Here is a 16,004-nt window from a genome sequence, read left to right as displayed (position 1 = left end):
CCGCGCCGCCGCGAGCATTTCCGCGAACGCATCGCCGAGCTCAATCTCGGGCTCGAAACGCGCATGAAGGACCGAATGGACCTGTTGTCCGGCGGCCAGAGACAGGCGATCTCGCTTGTGATGGCGACGCTTGCCGGCTCCGAGGTGCTGTTGCTCGACGAGCATACGGCCGCACTCGATCCGGGGATGGCCGAGTTCGTGATGGGATTGACCGACCGGGTAGTTTCGGAGCGCAAGCTGACGACGCTGATGGTCACCCACTCCATGCGCCAGGCGCTGGACTATGGCCACCGCACCATCATGCTGCATGGCGGCGAGATCATGCTCGACGTCTCCGGCGACAACCGCAAGGACCTGCAGGTCGAGGACCTGATCGACATGTTCCGCAAGATGCGCGGCCAGACGCTCGACGACGATGCGCTGCTGATCGGCTGATAGCGAAGAGAAATCCACCCCGGGACCGGCAAATGAGCCCGGGGCGTTCCCGGGGTTTCTATTGATGTCAGCGTGCCTGGGTGAGCAGGATCTTCGCCGCGAAGACGGAGAAGACGCCGGCGAAGGTGTAGTCCATGCCGCGCAGAACCTTCCTGTTGTTCTGCAGCCAGCCGGCCAGCCAATCGGCGGCGAAGACCACGGCGGCGTTGACGGGCATGCCGATCAGGATGAAGCAGAAGCCGAAGAAGATCAGCTTTTGCGTCACCGTGGGATCTCCGGCGCTGACGAACTGCGGCAGGAAGGTCATGAAGAAGATGATGACCTTGGGGTTCAGAAGGTTGACCCAGAAGCCGGAGGAAATGTTGGCAAGCGGCGTCGCCTTGGCCTCGTCGACCTTCTTGATCGACAGCTTCGAGCCATAGCGCACCGCCTGAATGGCGAGCCAGAGGAGATAACCGCCACCGCCCGTCTTCAAAATCAGGAAGGCGGTGGGCGAAGCTGTGATCAGCGCCGAGATGCCGAAAGCGACGAGCATGGTGTGGACGACGATGCCGAGGCTGGTGCCGAGCACCACGAAGAGCGCAGCCTTGGTTCCCTGCGCCAGCGATCGGCTGATCGATAGCGTCATGTCGGGGCCGGGCGTGGCGGCCAGCAAAAGCGTGGCGGCGGCGAAGGCGAGAAGCGTCGGCAGGCTCGGCAGAAAATCCATGGCACACTCGTAAAGCCGGTTATGAAAGCAATGTCTCATATCCGGCTTTCAACGAATGCACCAATCAAACCTTCTCATGAGGCCGATCGATTCGGCTGTTATTTGCCCTCAAGAAACGCCTTGAAGCGCTCGGCGTAGTCGGGATGCCAGCGCGACAGCGGCGGGCGGTTCTCGATGATGTCGCCGACGGCCCAGGCCATGCGCCGCTCGTCGACCGGGCGGGCGACGTCGTTGTCGGGGCAGAGGATGTAGAAATCGCCGTTCTCGATGCTTTCGATCATGAAATCGACCGTCTGTTCCGAGGTCCAGGCGGCAGCGGGCTTTTCGGTACGGTCGCCCTTGGTGAGCCCGGTGAAGACGAAGCCGGGGATCAGGAGGTGGGCGGAGATTTTGCCGCCTTCGGTGTTGCGCAGCTCGTGCTGCAGCGCCTCGGTGAACACCTTCACGCCTGATTTCGAGACATTGTAGGCCGGGTTACCGGGAGGCGTGGTGATGCCCTGCTTGGAGCCGGTGTTGATGATCAGGCCTGGTTCGCCGTGGGCGAGCATGTTGGGGCCGAAGGCGCGCGTGCCGTTGACCACGCCCATCAGGTTGACGCCCAGGATCGCGTCCCAGCCGCTGTCGTCGCTGAAGATCGAGGTTTCCGGGCCGATACCGGCATTGTTCATCAGCACATGCACCTTGCCGAAGCGTTTCGCGACCTGACGCTCGAGAGCCTGCAGCGCCGCCTTGTCGGAGACGTCGGTCTCGACGGCAAGGACGCGGTCGTCGCTCGAGACAGCCGCGACCGCCTTTGCCGCCGACGCCAGTCTATCGGCGCCGAGATCGGCGATGACGATGTTCATGCCCTTGCTTGCGAAGTGCTTGGCGGCCGCCAGGCCAATGCCCGAGGCGCCACCGGTGATGACGGCGACGTTGGAGAGCTTGATGATATCAGTGAGATCGGTCACGGCTTGGGCCTTTCGCCTGGGATTGTTCGCTCGCAGCCAGATATGGTAATCTCGGAGGGCAAGTCAAACCGCAGAAAAGCCGAACCGGCGGGAGCTTCCGCGACGTCCTTGCCCTTGCGTCCGGCGTCAATCTCGCTAAAAGTGCCCGGCGATACCGGGTCTTGCGGCTGGCCGCGACCCTCCTGGCACAACGGATCTCATCATCATGGCATCGCACAAAGACGTAAAGAAAGTCGTCCTCGCCTATTCCGGCGGTCTCGACACCTCGATCATCCTGAAGTGGCTGCAGACCGAGCTTAACGCCGAAGTCGTCACCTTCACGGCCGACCTCGGACAGGGCGAAGAGCTCGAGCCGGCGCGCAAGAAGGCCGAGATGCTCGGCATCAAGGAGATCTACATCGAGGATGTGCGCGAAGAGTTCGTGCGCGATTTCGTCTTCCCGATGTTCCGCGCCAATGCCGTCTATGAAGGCGTCTACCTGCTCGGCACCTCGATCGCCCGCCCGCTGATCTCCAAGCACCTGATCGATATCGCCAAGAAGACCGGCGCCGACGCCATCGCGCACGGCGCCACCGGCAAGGGCAACGACCAGGTTCGCTTCGAGCTTTCGGCCTATGCGCTGAACCCCGACATCAAGATCATCGCTCCCTGGCGCGACTGGTCGTTCAAGTCGCGTACCGACCTGCTCGCCTTCGCCGAAGCCCACCAGATCCCGGTTGCCAAGGACAAGAAGGGCGAAGCGCCGTTCTCCGTCGACGCCAACCTGCTGCACTCCTCTTCCGAGGGCAAGGTTCTGGAAGATCCGGCTGTCGAGGCTCCCGAATACGTGCACATGCGCACGATCTCGCCGGAAGCGGCACCCGACAAGGCGACCATCATCAAGGTCGGCTTCGAGAAGGGCGATGCCGTCTCGATCAACGGCGTGCGCATGAGCCCGGCAACGCTGCTCGCAGCACTTAACACTTACGGCCGCGACAACGGCATCGGCCGTCTCGACCTCGTCGAGAACCGCTATGTCGGCATGAAGTCGCGCGGCGTCTACGAGACCCCCGGCGGCACGATCCTGCTGTCCGCGCACCGCGCGATCGAGAGCATCACGCTCGACCGTGGTGCGGCGCACCTCAAGGACGAGATCATGCCGCGCTACGCCGAGCTGATCTATTACGGCTTCTGGTTCTCGCCGGAACGCGAAATGCTGCAGGCGCTGATCGACAAGAGCCAGGAGCATGTCGAGGGCGAAGTGACGCTGAAGCTCTACAAGGGGAACGTCATGGTCATCGGCCGCGAGAGCGACAAGTCGCTCTACTCCGACACGCTCGTCACCTTCGAGGACGACCAGGGCGCCTACGACCAGAAGGACGCCGCCGGCTTCATCAAGCTCAACGCGCTGCGCCTGCGCACGCTCGGCAAGCGTAATCTGGGCAAGTAATCGTCTGTTGATTTGGTTTCGAAAGGCCCGCCTCGTGCGGGCCTTTTTGCGTTTGGGTGGCGGGAGGTATATTTTATCGCTTATTCAATAGGTTGCCGGTGATCGCCCCACGCTCCGCCGTCATCCTCGGGCTCGTCCCGAGGATCTAAGCACGTTGCCCGGAATGCGACGTCAATGGATGCTTGGCGACGAGGAGCGGCATTGTGGAGGGGAGCGCCAAGTGTCCACTCACCTTGAACTCGTGGAGGCGTGGTTAGATCCTCGGCACAAGGCCGAGGATGACGCCAGTGGAGGTGTTTGTGCTTTTACTTCAATGATTTATCGGCGACTGGCTCCAAGCCCTCATTCCCCCAGGCTGGAATGCGACACCCTCGCCGCACGGCGGCTGGCGTGGAGGAACCATAGGTAGCTTGCAATCGCAATCAGAGCCATCATCGGGATGATGGTGCCAAAGGCCATAAGCGGCGCGCCGATCAGGGAGGCGATCAGGCCGCCGGTGAAGCCGCCGCCCATCTGGATGAAGCCCATCATCGCCGAGGCGGAGCCGGCGATGTGCGGGAAGGGGTAGAGGCCTGACGTTGTCATGTGCGGGGTGAGGAAGGCGAGGCCGAAGGCCAGGAAGGCGACCGGGCCCATGATCGAGAGGTAGCTCGGTGTGACCAAGGCGACCGAGAGCGCGATCATGATGCCTGCAAGGCCGAGCAGGGCAAGGCCAGCGCGGACGGAGCCATCGCCGCCGAGCCTTGCCGAGGTCATCCTGAGGACGACTGAGCCTGCGAAATAGGAGCCGGATTGCATCAGCATGCCGAGGCCGAAGGCGGTCGGCGTGAGGCCGACCACCTTGATCAGGATGAAGGGGAGCATCGTCGCCTGCGCGTAGAGCGCGCCGATCGAGCCGCCAAGCACCAGCGAGGCGGAGATGAAGCGCGGTTCGCGGGCGAGCTCGGCATAGGCCTGTAGCAGCGGGCCGGGCAAAGCGCGGCGGCGGTCTGGCGTGCTGGTCTCGCGCATGAAGACGAGGACCGAGAGGCAGATCATCAGGCCGAAGCCGATGAGCAAGAAGAAAACCGATTGCCAGCCGAAGGCGGCGAGCGCCAGGCCCCCCACGGTCGGCGCGATGGCGGGGCCGATGGCGATCATGATGCCGATCAGGTTCATGATCCTGGAGGCATCGGCGCCGGTGAACTGGTCGCGGACGATGGCGCGCGCCACGGTAATCCCGACCGAGGCGCCGATCCCCTGGATCAGGCGGCCGGCGAGCAGCCATTCGATGCCGGGCGCGAAGGCCGAGAGAAGGCTTCCCACCATGTAGATGCCGACGAAGAGGAGCGTCGCGGCGCGGCGGCCGAAGGCATCCGACAGCGGGCCGGCGAGCAGTTGGGCGACCGAGAAGCCGGCGAAATAGAGCGACAGCGTCAGCTTGATCGCCGCATCCGTCGTGTGAAAGGCGCCCACCAGCTCCGGCATGGCGGGCGTGTAGATCGACATGGAGATCGGGCCGAGGGTGGCAAGCAGCGCGCCGAGCATGCTCGTTCGCCTTGCGCTCATCCGGAATGGGGGCATGCGGGTACTCGATTGGCTGGTGGCGGGGAAGGGCGGCAGCTGCTGTTTTGGCGCAAGCAAAGGGATGTCGCAATGCCGAAAATGTGAGTGCTCAGGCGACGACACGCGGCTCCATGATCTTTTGTTGGCATAGCGCGCTTCGACTTTCCGGCACGAGCCACGTCGGCCGGAATCCCGCGCACTTCCCACCGACGCTGACGATCGGCCCTGCCGCCGCGCCAATCCGGGTTCCGAGTGAGTGGCTAAAGTAGGTCGCGCTAACCTTCTGGACCTGCCCTAATTGCGCCAAAGACCCTGTTGATTGTTGCAACTTCTGGTAATAACAGGATGCTATTGATGCTCCGGAAACGTCTTGTTTTATCGAGTATTTTGGGTGCGGTCGCTGTTCTAGCGGCCTGCTACGGCGTCTTCGAGTACAGCAAGTCACGGACCACGCAATTATTCGGCGAGGTTTTCTCGCGGCTGGAGACGGCGAAGCCGTTGGTCGCGTTGACCTTCGATGATGGGCCGAGCTCACGATTTACACCGGAGATCCTGGCGATCCTAAAATCCAAGGGCGTGTCCGCGACATTCTTCCTGATCGGCAAGGAAATCGAGGAAAACCGGTCTGCTGTTCAAGCCATCATCGAAGCCGGGCACGAAATCGGCAACCATTCCTATTCGCACTCCAACATGACGCTGTTGGGGCCGGATAGCGTCGCCCAGGAGATCGAACGTACGGACGCGGCGATACGGGCTGCAGGATATCAGGGAGAGATCCACTTTCGCCCTCCCTACGGAAAGAAGCTCATCAGTCTGCCGTGGTACCTGTCGACGCATGATCGCAAGACCGTCATGTGGGATGTGGAGCCGGAATCCTTTCCCGACATTGATGGAAACGCCGACGCCATCACGAGGCATGTGCTTGACAACACACGCAGCGGCTCGGTGATTATCATGCATCCTATGTATCGAAGTCGTGAACCTTCACGACAGGCGCTACCCGACATTATCGACGGCTTGCGCGTGCGAGGCTTCACCTTCGTGACTGTTTCCCAGCTTATGGCGGAGCGGTAATCAAAAGGTTGCCATTCCCGGAATGGTCGCTTCCCCGTTCGATACGTCTCTCCTCGCTTGACGTCCCCGCCACACCGCATAATCTCGGTCTTTTCACGGGGGATTCTTCATGACGCAATCGCTGCTCGCGGGCGCCTTTCTGGCTGCACTTCTTTACGTGCTCATTCCCGGGCCGGCGTTTCTGGCGCTGCTGGGGATCGGGGCCGGGCAGGGGCGGAAGGCGGGGGCGCAGTTTGTCTGTGGGCATCTGGTCGGCGATACGCTGTGGGCGTCGCTGGCGCTGGTGGCGATCATCGGCGCCAAGACGATCGGGACCTTCGTGTTCGATGCGCTGGGGCTCGCCTGCGGCTTCTATCTCGCCTGGATCGGCTGGAACGCGTTTCGCGCCAAGCCGAAGGGCGAGGGGCAGGCGCTGATGGTTGTCGAGCGGCCGTTTCGGCGCGGGCTGATCTTCGGTGTTACCAATCCGAAGGGCTATCCGGTGGCGCTGGCGACATTCACGGCGCTGGTGGCGGGCTCGGCGAGCGCCCTGCAGTTCCAGACGCTGCCGGTGCTGCTTGCCGTGTCGTTCCTCGGCTTCATCGTCGCCGACATGATCCTGATCGCGATCGTCGGCACAGGCGCCGTGCGGCGCTTCTATCGCGCGCATGAGCGGCTGATCGTGCGCTGCTCAGGCGTGCTGTTCATGGGCTTTGCCGTGCAGGCTCTGCTGCATGCGACTCCGGGGCTAATGGGGTGGCGCAAGGCCTGATGCGCCTTCGCCGGGCGCAATCTAAACCGCGTCAGACGTCGAGGAAGCTGACGACCGATTTCAGCGTCTTCACCGTCTCGGGATCGCCGATCGACATGGCGATCTGCAGCTGGTCCTTGTAGTAGTCCCTGAAGTTGAAGCTGGTGCCGTCGGTGACGTCGGAGAGATCGAGAATGTTTCCCGAGGGGTCGATGGTGTGCATCGGCAGCGGTTCGGAGATCGCCGCATAGGTGTCCTGGTCGAGCGTGCCGTTGTCGAAATTCTGGCGCGCGTGGTTGCGCAGGTCGGCAGCGGTTATGGCCGAAAAATCCGGTTGCGCGGATGTCGCCTCGTCGATCCTGAAGGTCGACGAAGCATTCGAAACCGAGCTGAAGGTTTCGGTCAAGCTGTTGTTAAATTGCGAATTATCGGAATATTTCCGGAACGACAAATTCGGCGAAAACCGCAGCGATGTGATTTCCATTGCCCGCATCCATGATCAAAAAAGATTGAGCGAAAATACCGTGTGCGCCGCACAATCGTCAATCGTTAACAAATAGTTAATTCTTATATAGCATTTTTAGGGATCAACTTCTCGTATAGGTGGCGCGGCCGCTCGCCCAAGGTGGCGATACCAATCGCGGTGCTGCCTTCCTATATTGGTTTTCGAGACAACACGCCCCGCCGAACAAGCCCGCCAAACAAGGATGTCCGTATGCCCGCCAACAACCCCGCTCTCACCGACTGGAACGGTCTCAATGGTCTGCCGCGCTTCGAGGCGCTGAATGACGGCGATTTCGCGCCGGCTTTCGATGCGGCCCTTGCCCGGCACGAAGAGGAGATCGATGCGATCGCCGACAATCCCGAAGCGCCCACCTTCGACAACACGATCGTGGCGCTGGAGCTTGCGGGCGACGATCTCTCTCGGGTGTCGGCCCTGTTCTGGAACCGCGCCGGGGCGCATACCAACGACACGATCCAGGCGCTGGAGCGGGATATCTCGCCAAAGATGTCGCGGCATTATTCGAAGATCGGCATGAATGCGGCGCTCTTTGCGCGCATCGATACGCTGTGGGAGACCCGCGAGAGCCTCGGTTTGACGCTGGAGCAGACGCGGGTGCTGGAGCGGCACTGGAAGGGCTTCGTCAAGTCGGGCGCCAAGCTTGAAAAGGCGGAGCAGGAAAAGCTCGCCGGCATCAACGAGAAGCTGGCGGGCCTCGGCACGCAGTTCGGCCAGAACGTGCTTGCCGACGAGAAGGGCTGGGCGCTGATCCTTTCAGACGGCGACGATCTCGCAGGCATTCCGGATTTCCTCAAGGATGCGATGGCGGCGGCGGCGCGCGAGCGCGGCGAGGACGGCAAGTTCGCGGTGACGCTGTCGCGCTCGATCATCGAGCCGTTCCTGACCTTCTCCGAGCGCCGCGAGCTGCGAGAGCAGGCGTTCAAGGCCTGGGTGGCGCGTGGCGAGAACGACGGCCCGTCGGACAATCGCGGCATCATCCGCGACACACTTGCGCTCCGCGCCGAGGTGGCCAAGCTGCTCGGCTACGGCAATTTCGCCGAGCTGAAGCTCGACAACACCATGGCGAAGACGCCCGAGGCGGTGAACGATCTTCTGAAGAAGGTTTGGGTAAAGGCGGTGAAGCGCGCCGGCGAGGAAGAGGCGGATATCGCCAGGCTGATCGCCGAGGAAGGCAAGAACCATGAGGTCATGCCCTGGGATTGGCGTTTCTACGCCGAAAAGATCCGGGCCCAAAAGTTCAATTTCTCCGAGGCGGAGCTGAAGCCCTATCTGCAGCTGGAAAAGATCATCGACGCCTGCTTCGACGTGGCGGGGCGGCTGTTTGGCATTCACGCGGTGGAGAAGAAGGGCGTTGCCGCCTATCACCCCGATGTCCGCGTCTTCGAGATCCGCGACCGCGACGAGAAACTGGTGGCGATGTTCCTCGGCGATTATTTCGCCCGCTCGTCGAAGCGCTCGGGCGCCTGGATGAGCGCGTTCCAGTCGCAGCACAAGCTGCCGCTGAAGAATGGTGCTCAGGGCGAGCTGCCGATCATCTACAATGTCTGCAACTTCGCCAAGCCGGCCGAGGGCAAGCCTGCGCTCTTGTCGCTCGATGATGCCCGCACGCTGTTCCACGAGTTCGGCCATGCGCTGCATGGCATGCTCTCCAACGTGACCTATCCCTCGGTGTCTGGTACCGGCGTGTCGCGCGATTTCGTCGAACTGCCGTCGCAGCTTTACGAACACTGGCTGACGGTGCCGGAGATCCTGAAGCAGTACGCCGTGCATTTCGAGACCGGCAAGCCGATGCCGCAGGACCTCCTCGACAAGGTGCTGGCGGCGCGCAGCTTCAATGCCGGGTTCAACACGGTGGAGTTCACCTCGTCCGCGCTGGTCGACATGGCGTTCCATACGCGGGACGCGGTCGCGGATCCGATGGCGGTTCAGGGTGCGGTGCTGAAGGAGCTCGGCATGCCGAAGTCGATGGTGATGCGCCATGCTTCGCCGCACTTCCAGCATATCTTCGCCGGCGGTTATTCGGCGGGGTATTATTCCTACATGTGGTCGGAAGTGCTCGACGCGGACGCGTTTTCGGCCTTCGAGGAGACGGGCGATGCGTTCAATGGCGAGATAGCGCGGAAGCTGCGCGATCACGTCTATTCGGTGGGTGGGTCGGTCGATCCCGAGGATACCTACCGGGCATTCCGCGGCAAGCTGCCGAGCCCGGATGCGATGCTGGTGAAGCGCGGGCTGGCGACGTTCGAGGAGCTGGCGGGGAGTGATGCCTGAGGGGTTAGTTTGAGGTTGGGTCTCGGCTGTTGCGATTGAGCTGATACCCCTTCGACGTTTTTGGGTGGGATACCCCCCTCTGCCCTGAAACCGATCTCAGCCATGACGACCGCTACAAGGAAAAGTCGGTCGCGGTGCTTTCCGCGCGGGCGGCACAAGCCTTTCACGAGATGACGCCGACGCGCCATGTCGCGGCCGAGCCGGGGCGGGTTTATCGCAAGGTTTCCTACGGGCCGCTGCTCGACGTGTTCTTCGTCGATCTGCGCTCCTATCGCGGGCCGAACAGCCATGGGCTGGACGAAAAGCTTTCGCCGCAGTCGCGGATTTTCGGCGAGCGGCAGGTCGCGTGGCTGAAGCGCGAACTGGTGCGCTCGACGGCGACGTGGAAGGTGATCGCCTGCGATCTGCCGATCGGGCTCGTGATCTGGGATGATTATGGCAACCGACGCGGATCGGAATCGATCTCCAATGGCGACAATGGCGCGCCGCTTGGTCGCGAGCTCGAATTCGCCGATCTCCTGCGCTTCATCCGCGATGCCGGGATATCGAACATGATCTGGCTGACGGCCGACGTGCATTACGCGGCCGCGCATCACTATAGTCCCGAGCGCGCGAAATTCCGCGAGTTCCTGCCGTTTTGGGAGTTCGTGGCCGGGCCGCTGCATTCGGGCACCTACGGGCCGCAGGAGCTCGACATGACCTTCGGGCCTGAAGTCAAGTTCATGAAGGCGGCACCCGGCGGCGCCGAGCAGAACCTGCCGCCATCAGCTGGCATGCAATTCTTCGGTCTCGTCGATATCGACGGTGTCAGCGAGCAGCTGACGGTGCGGCTAATGGATCGCAACGACCAGGAGCTCTGGCGGGTGGTGCTCGACCCCGAAAGGACGAGCTGATGCCATCCATGTCCTGCACGCATTCCTTTCATTCCAGGCTCCCCCCTTTCGCATTCGCGAAAAACACTGTAAGAGCCGCCCCAATGCAATTGGCGCCCTCCCAGCGTGGCGCCCCAGCCTCAGAGATATAGACATATGGCACTTCGCAACATCGCGATTATCGCGCACGTTGACCATGGCAAGACGACACTGGTCGACGAGCTCCTGAAACAGTCCGGTTCGTTCCGCGAAAACCAGCGCGTTGCGGAACGCGTGATGGACTCGAACGACCTGGAAAAGGAACGCGGTATCACGATCCTTGCCAAGGCGACCTCGGTCGAGTGGAAGGGTGTTCGCATCAACATCGTCGACACCCCCGGCCACGCCGACTTCGGTGGTGAAGTCGAGCGTATCCTGTCGATGGTGGATGGCGCGATCGTTCTGGTCGACTCGTCGGAAGGCCCGATGCCGCAGACGAAGTTCGTCGTCTCCAAGGCGCTGAAGGTCGGCCTCCGTCCGATCGTCGCGATCAACAAGATCGACCGTCCCGATGGCCGCCACGAAGAAGTCATCAACGAAGTGTTCGACCTCTTCGCCAGCCTCGACGCCACCGACGAACAGCTCGACTTCCCGATCCTCTACGGTTCCGGTCGCGATGGCTGGATGAACTTCAATCCTGAAGGTCCGAAGGATGAAGGCCTGGCGCCGCTGCTCGACCTCGTGCTCAAGCACGTTCCGGAGCCGAAGGTCGCCGAAGGCCCGTTCACGATGATCGGCACCATCCTGGAAGCCAACAACTTCCTCGGCCGTATCATCACCGGCCGTATCAATTCCGGCTCGATCAAGCCGAACCAGGCCGTCAAGGTTCTCAGCCAGGATGGCAAGACGATCGAAACCGGTCGTATCTCCAAGATCCTCGCGTTCCGCGGCATCGAGCGCACCTCGATCGAAGAAGCACACGCAGGCGACATCGTTGCCATTGCCGGCCTCTCCAAGGGCACGGTTGCCGATACCTTCTGCGATCCGGCTGTCAACGAAGCGCTGACCGCGCAGCCGATCGACCCGCCGACCGTTACCATGTCCTTCATCGTTAACGACAGCCCGCTCGCCGGCACCGAAGGCGACAAGGTTACCTCGCGCGTCATCCGTGACCGCCTGTTCAAGGAAGCCGAAGGCAACGTCGCGCTGAAGATCGAAGAAGCCGAAGGCAAGGATTCCTTCTACGTTTCCGGCCGCGGCGAATTGCAGTTGGCCGTTCTGATCGAAACCATGCGCCGCGAAGGCTTCGAGCTTGCCGTGTCGCGTCCGCGCGTCGTCATGCACAAGGACGAGAGCGGCCAGACCATGGAGCCGATCGAAGAAGTCGTCATCGACGTCGATGAAGAGCATTCCGGCGTCGTCGTCCAGAAGATGTCCGAGCGCAAGGCAGAAATGACCGAGCTGCGTCCTTCGGGCGGCAACCGCGTTCGCCTGGTGTTCCACGCTCCGACCCGCGGCCTGATCGGCTACCAGTCGGAACTCTTGACCGACACGCGCGGCACCGCCGTGATGAACCGCCTGTTCAAGGACTACCAGCCCTACAAGGGTGAAATCGGTGGCCGCACGAACGGCGTTCTCCTCGCCAACGCTGCCGGCGAAGCCGTTGCCTACGCCATGTTCAACCTGGAAGATCGCGGCCCGATGATGATCGAGCCCGGCGAAAAGGTCTACATGGGCATGATCATCGGCATTCACTCGCGCGACAACGACCTCGAGGTCAACGTCCTCAAGGGCAAGCAGCTGACCAACATCCGCGCCGCCGGCAAGGACGAAGCCGTCAAGCTGACGCCTCCGATCCGCATGACGCTCGACCGCGCTCTCTCCTGGATCCAGGACGACGAGCTGATGGAAGTGACGCCGAAGTCGATCCGTCTGCGCAAGATGTATCTCGACGCCAACGACCGCAAGCGCTTCGCCAAGGCGAAGACCGCCTAAGTCGAACAGGCTCACCAGAGACTTCGAAACCCCGGCCATCGCGCCGGGGTTTTTATTTTGTGCGGTTCGCCGAATCCTTCTTGTCGCAATAGTTAAAAAAGCGTTAAATTTCAGCCGTCGTCCACATGTTAACCCTGTGGGCAATCCGGCTGAATGCGTTAGCGCATATGGTTAATTGTCCGCGACCGGGCCAGAGTAAGCGTTATGAAGACGTTGTCGATCGATGTTCGGCGGGCCGAGCCGCATGATTCCCGAGCTATCTCGGAGGTGCACAGGCTTGCGTGGAAGCATACCTATGCCGGCATCATTCCGCACAAGGCGCTGACGCAGATGGTGGAGCGCCGCGGCGAGAGCTGGTGGCGCAAGGCGACACGCGGCCCCGCTACGCTTCTCGTGCTCGATGTCGCCGGAACGGTTGCCGGCTATGCAACGCTCGGTCTCAACCGCGCCCGCGCGCTGCCGCAGGAAGGCGAGATCTACGAGCTTTATCTGCGCCCCGAATATCAGGGCATCGGCCTCGGCCACATGCTGTTTTCCGAAGCGCGGCGGCTTTTGAAGTCGCTCGGCTGCAAGGGCATGGTGGTCTGGTGCCTGGAGGAGAACGAGGGCGGCGCGGACTTCTATCGCGGCCATGGCGGCATCGATTATTGCGAGGGTACGGAAACCTTCGACGAGAAGCCCTTGAAGAAGATCGGCTTCATCTGGAACTGAGCGATCTGCTCAACGACAAGGTGCGGGGGAGCGAAGTGCTGGCCTCTGCCCAGTTTTCCGGCATTTTGAAGGCCAGATCATAAAACAATCATGTGCCTGCGCGGTCTTGCTATGTTGCTTCGCGGCATGAATCCGATTATCTGGCTGCGAAGATTTCACGTCGCGGGAGTAATCGCATGCGCATCGACGCCATTGCCATTGGCAAGAACCCACCTGAGGACGTCAACGTCATCGTTGAAGTTCCCGTCGGTGGCCACCCGATCAAGTACGAGATGGACAAGGACGCCGGCACGCTGGTTGTCGACCGTTTCCTCTACACGCCGATGACCTACCCGGGTAACTACGGCTTCGTACCGCACACGCTGTCGGAAGACGGTGACCCGATCGACGTTCTGATCGCCAGCACCCGTCCGCTGGTTCCGGGCTGCGTCATCAACGTGCGCCCGATCGGCGTTCTGAAGATGGAAGACAATTCCGGCAAGGACGAGAAGATCATCGCCGTTCCGTCGCCGAAGCTGACCATGCGCTACGACAAGGTCAAGGACTACACGGATATGCCCGAGATCACGCTCAAGCAGATCGAGCACTTCTTCGAGCACTACAAGGATCTGGAACCCGGCAAGTGGGTGAAGATCTATGGCTGGGGCGACGCCAAGGAAGCCGGCCAGCTGATCCTCGAGGCGATCGAACGCGCCAAGAAGGAAAAGGCCTGATTACAGGCCGAGTAAAGCTTCCAGCTTTTTGATCAGATCCTCCGGCTCGGCATCGATCCGGAGGATTTTTTTACGCGACGTGTCGCCCGAGACGAGGTTCACCGAGGACTTCGGGAGGCCAAGCTGCTTCGCCACAAGCGCGACCAGCGCCTTGTTGGCCTTGCCCTTTTCGGGAACGACCGAGACGCGGGCCTTCAGATAGGCCCTGCCGTCGGCATCCAGCTCAATACCATCGATCTGATCGCGCCCACCATTTGGCGTCAGCCTCACGGCGAGGGCGAGATGATCGTCAAAGGCCTGCCAGGGCCTTATCGCAACACCATCGGCACGATGGTGTTCCACATGAACGAGCGGATGAAGAAGATGATGAGCAGCAGGATGATCGGCGAGATGTCGATGCCGCCGAGGTTCGGCAGCACGCGACGGATCGGGCGCAGCACCGGTTCGGTGACGTTGTAGAGGAACATGCCGACCGAATTGACGAACTGATTGCTGGAATTGATCACGTTAAACGCATAGAGCCAGGAGAAAATGGCGCTGGCGATCAAGATCCAGGTGTAAAGATTCAAAGCCAAATCAATGGTTTGAAAAAGCGCAAGCATCGCAATCTCCAGTTCGTTGTTGACAGACATGTAGACATTGGCGACTAAACCGGCAAGAGCCGTGTGCAATGCTGCGGCAATTCATGTTTAACGGGCGCGTCGGGAAGCGATGTTTGGTCCGTTTGTTGGAAAGACATCATGTCCATCTCGGCTCACGGCGACCGCTTCGCGGCCTTCCGGCACTCCTCCTACACCCGCTTCTTCTTCGCGCGCTTTCTCTTGTCGTTTTCGCAGCAGATCGTCAGCGTCGCGGTCGGGTGGCAGATGTATGACCAGACGGGCAGCGCCATTTATCTCGGCCTGATCGGGCTGGTGCAGTTCCTCCCTTCGCTGCTGCTCATTCTCGTCACCGGCTCGGTGGCCGACCGCTATAACCGCCGCGCCATCGCCTCGCTGTGCTCGCTGGTGGCAGCCCTTTGCACGCTGACGCTGCTTGGCATGACCATGACGGGCACCTTCTCGCCCATCCCTGTCTTCGCGGTGCTTCTGGTCTTCGGCATCGAGCGCGCCTTCATGTCGCCGGCGGTGCAGTCGCTGGCGCCCAATCTGGTGCCGGCCGACGATCTCTCGAACGCGATCGCCTGGAACTCGTCCTCCTGGCAGCTCGCCTCGATCACCGGCCCCGTCATCGGCGGCCTGCTCTACGGCATCAATGCGCATACGGCCTATACTGTCGCCGTGGTGTTTGCAGGCCTTGGGGCGGGGCTGCTTTTCCTGATCCCGAAGCCTACGCAGAAGACCACGGGCGAGGCGAAGAGCTGGGACATGATCCTCGGCGGCTTCAAGTTCATCCGCACCGAAAAGGTGGTGCTGGGCGCGATCTCGCTCGATCTCTTCGCGGTGCTGCTCGGCGGCGCCACGGCGCTGATGCCGATCTTTGCGCGCGATATCCTGACGCTCGGTCCCTGGGGCCTCGGCCTGCTGCGCTCGGCGCCGGGTGTCGGTGCGATCATCATGGCCGTGCTGCTTGCGACCTATCCGCTGAAGCATCGCGCCGGGGTCTACATGTTCGTCGGTGTGGCGCTGTTCGGGCTGGGCACGATCGTCTTCGGCCTGTCTGACAATGTCGAGCTGTCAATCGCGGCGCTGGCGCTGATGGGGGCGGCCGACATGGTGTCGGTCTATGTGCGCGAAAGCCTGATCGCGCTCTGGACGCCCGACCAACTCCGCGGCCGCGTCAACGCCGTCAACATGGTGTTTGTCGGGGCGTCGAACGAGCTCGGCGAGTTTCGTGCGGGGACGATGGCTTCGGTGTTTGGTGCTGTGCCGGCGGTTGTCATTGGTGGGATCGGGACGCTTGTCGTTGCGGCGTTGTGGGCGAGCGGGTTTCCGCAGTTGCGGAAGATCGATACGCTGGATGCGCCGGAGCATGTGATGCGGGGGTGATTTTCGGGGTGTTGTGTGGGGTGGCCTGGGGCGCGTTGTGGCCTGGGACGCCCTCACGGGCGTTGTGCCGTGTGATACCC

General features: G+C 61.7%; 15 protein-coding genes and 1 pseudogene. 10 read left to right on the top strand and 6 right to left on the bottom strand.

All coding sequences use genetic code 11. The features are described from left to right. The coding region (locus tag B3605_RS17845) for an ATP-binding cassette domain-containing protein (RefSeq protein WP_296435361.1) at nt 1–435 on the top strand (435 nt) is incomplete at its 5' end. Nucleotides 436–502: 67 nt separating this feature from the next. On the opposite strand, the gene B3605_RS17840 is transcribed toward B3605_RS17845, so the two are convergent. Beyond that, nucleotides 503–1,144 carry a LysE family translocator gene (locus tag B3605_RS17840; protein ID WP_112946003.1) on the bottom strand — a complete coding sequence of 214 codons (642 nt, stop codon included), beginning with the start codon at nt 1,142–1,144 and terminating at the stop codon, nt 503–505. 98 nt (nt 1,145–1,242) lie between these two features. Continuing rightward, nucleotides 1,243–2,094 (bottom strand): SDR family NAD(P)-dependent oxidoreductase, encoded by an 852-nt coding sequence (locus B3605_RS17835; protein WP_112946002.1) that lies wholly within the window; start codon nt 2,092–2,094, stop codon nt 1,243–1,245. Nucleotides 2,095–2,299: 205 nt separating this feature from the next. On the opposite strand from B3605_RS17835, the gene B3605_RS17830 reads away from it, so the two are divergent. Next, nucleotides 2,300–3,523, top strand: coding sequence for an argininosuccinate synthase (locus tag B3605_RS17830; RefSeq protein WP_018902281.1), 1,224 nt, complete (start codon nt 2,300–2,302; stop codon nt 3,521–3,523). Between the two features lie 342 nt (nt 3,524–3,865). Here the strand turns inward: B3605_RS17830 and B3605_RS17825 are convergent, their stop codons facing one another. Next, complete coding sequence (locus tag B3605_RS17825) at nt 3,866–5,050, bottom strand: multidrug effflux MFS transporter (RefSeq protein ID WP_183795275.1); 1,185 nt, start codon at nt 5,048–5,050, stop codon at nt 3,866–3,868. Between the two features lie 372 nt (nt 5,051–5,422). Here B3605_RS17825 and B3605_RS17820 point away from each other — a divergent pair, with 372 nt between their 5' ends. Both B3605_RS17820 and B3605_RS17815 read left to right on the top strand, forming a co-directional pair. Continuing rightward, nucleotides 5,423–6,142 (top strand): polysaccharide deacetylase family protein, encoded by a 720-nt coding sequence (locus B3605_RS17820; RefSeq protein ID WP_112946000.1) that lies wholly within the window; start codon nt 5,423–5,425, stop codon nt 6,140–6,142. A 109-nt stretch (nt 6,143–6,251) separates the two neighbouring features. Continuing rightward, nucleotides 6,252–6,893, top strand: coding sequence for a LysE family translocator (locus tag B3605_RS17815; RefSeq protein ID WP_018902284.1), 642 nt, complete (start codon nt 6,252–6,254; stop codon nt 6,891–6,893). Between the two features lie 31 nt (nt 6,894–6,924). On the opposite strand, the gene B3605_RS17810 is transcribed toward B3605_RS17815, so the two are convergent. Beyond that, nucleotides 6,925–7,356, bottom strand: coding sequence for a hypothetical protein (locus tag B3605_RS17810; RefSeq protein ID WP_112945999.1), 432 nt, complete (start codon nt 7,354–7,356; stop codon nt 6,925–6,927). 231 nt (nt 7,357–7,587) lie between these two features. Between B3605_RS17810 and B3605_RS17805 the strand changes: the two genes are divergently transcribed. The 5 genes and pseudogenes from B3605_RS17805 (at nt 7,588) to ppa (ending at nt 13,936) form a co-directional block, all read left to right on the top strand. After that, entirely contained in the window at nt 7,588–9,666 is a 2,079-nt protein-coding gene (locus B3605_RS17805; RefSeq protein WP_112945998.1) for a M3 family metallopeptidase, read from the top strand. 89 nt (nt 9,667–9,755) lie between these two features. After that, nucleotides 9,756–10,559: pseudogene (locus tag B3605_RS17800) on the top strand (alkaline phosphatase D family protein); the annotation flags it as partial. Between the two features lie 135 nt (nt 10,560–10,694). Continuing rightward, complete coding sequence (gene typA / locus B3605_RS17795) at nt 10,695–12,512, top strand: translational GTPase TypA (protein ID WP_018902288.1); 1,818 nt, start codon at nt 10,695–10,697, stop codon at nt 12,510–12,512. Nucleotides 12,513–12,716: 204 nt separating this feature from the next. Then, entirely contained in the window at nt 12,717–13,223 is a 507-nt protein-coding gene (locus tag B3605_RS17790; protein ID WP_111562582.1) for a GNAT family N-acetyltransferase, read from the top strand. Between the two features lie 176 nt (nt 13,224–13,399). After that, a complete protein-coding gene (ppa, locus tag B3605_RS17785) occupies nt 13,400–13,936 on the top strand; it encodes an inorganic diphosphatase (protein WP_018902290.1) in 537 nt (178 codons plus the stop codon). On the opposite strand, the gene B3605_RS17780 is transcribed toward ppa, so the two are convergent. Both B3605_RS17780 and B3605_RS17775 read right to left on the bottom strand, forming a co-directional pair. Then, nucleotides 13,937–14,248 (bottom strand): DUF167 domain-containing protein, encoded by a 312-nt coding sequence (locus B3605_RS17780; RefSeq protein WP_312472742.1) that lies wholly within the window; start codon nt 14,246–14,248, stop codon nt 13,937–13,939. Further along, nucleotides 14,245–14,568 carry a YggT family protein gene (locus tag B3605_RS17775; RefSeq protein ID WP_026283700.1) on the bottom strand — a complete coding sequence of 108 codons (324 nt, stop codon included), beginning with the start codon at nt 14,566–14,568 and terminating at the stop codon, nt 14,245–14,247. The genes B3605_RS17780 and B3605_RS17775 overlap by 4 nt, the downstream gene beginning before the upstream one ends. Before the next feature lie 108 nt (nt 14,569–14,676). Here B3605_RS17775 and B3605_RS17770 point away from each other — a divergent pair, with 108 nt between their 5' ends. Continuing rightward, nucleotides 14,677–15,924, top strand: a complete 1,248-nt coding sequence (locus tag B3605_RS17770; RefSeq protein ID WP_112945995.1) for an MFS transporter — start codon at nt 14,677–14,679, stop codon at nt 15,922–15,924. Nucleotides 15,925–16,004: the final 80 nt, after the last annotated feature.

The organism is Rhizobium sp. UBA1881, assembly GCF_002338015.1.
Taxonomy (GTDB): Bacteria; Pseudomonadota; Alphaproteobacteria; order Rhizobiales; family Rhizobiaceae; genus Rhizobium.
This window is presented reverse-complemented; position numbering and strand designations above follow the sequence as displayed.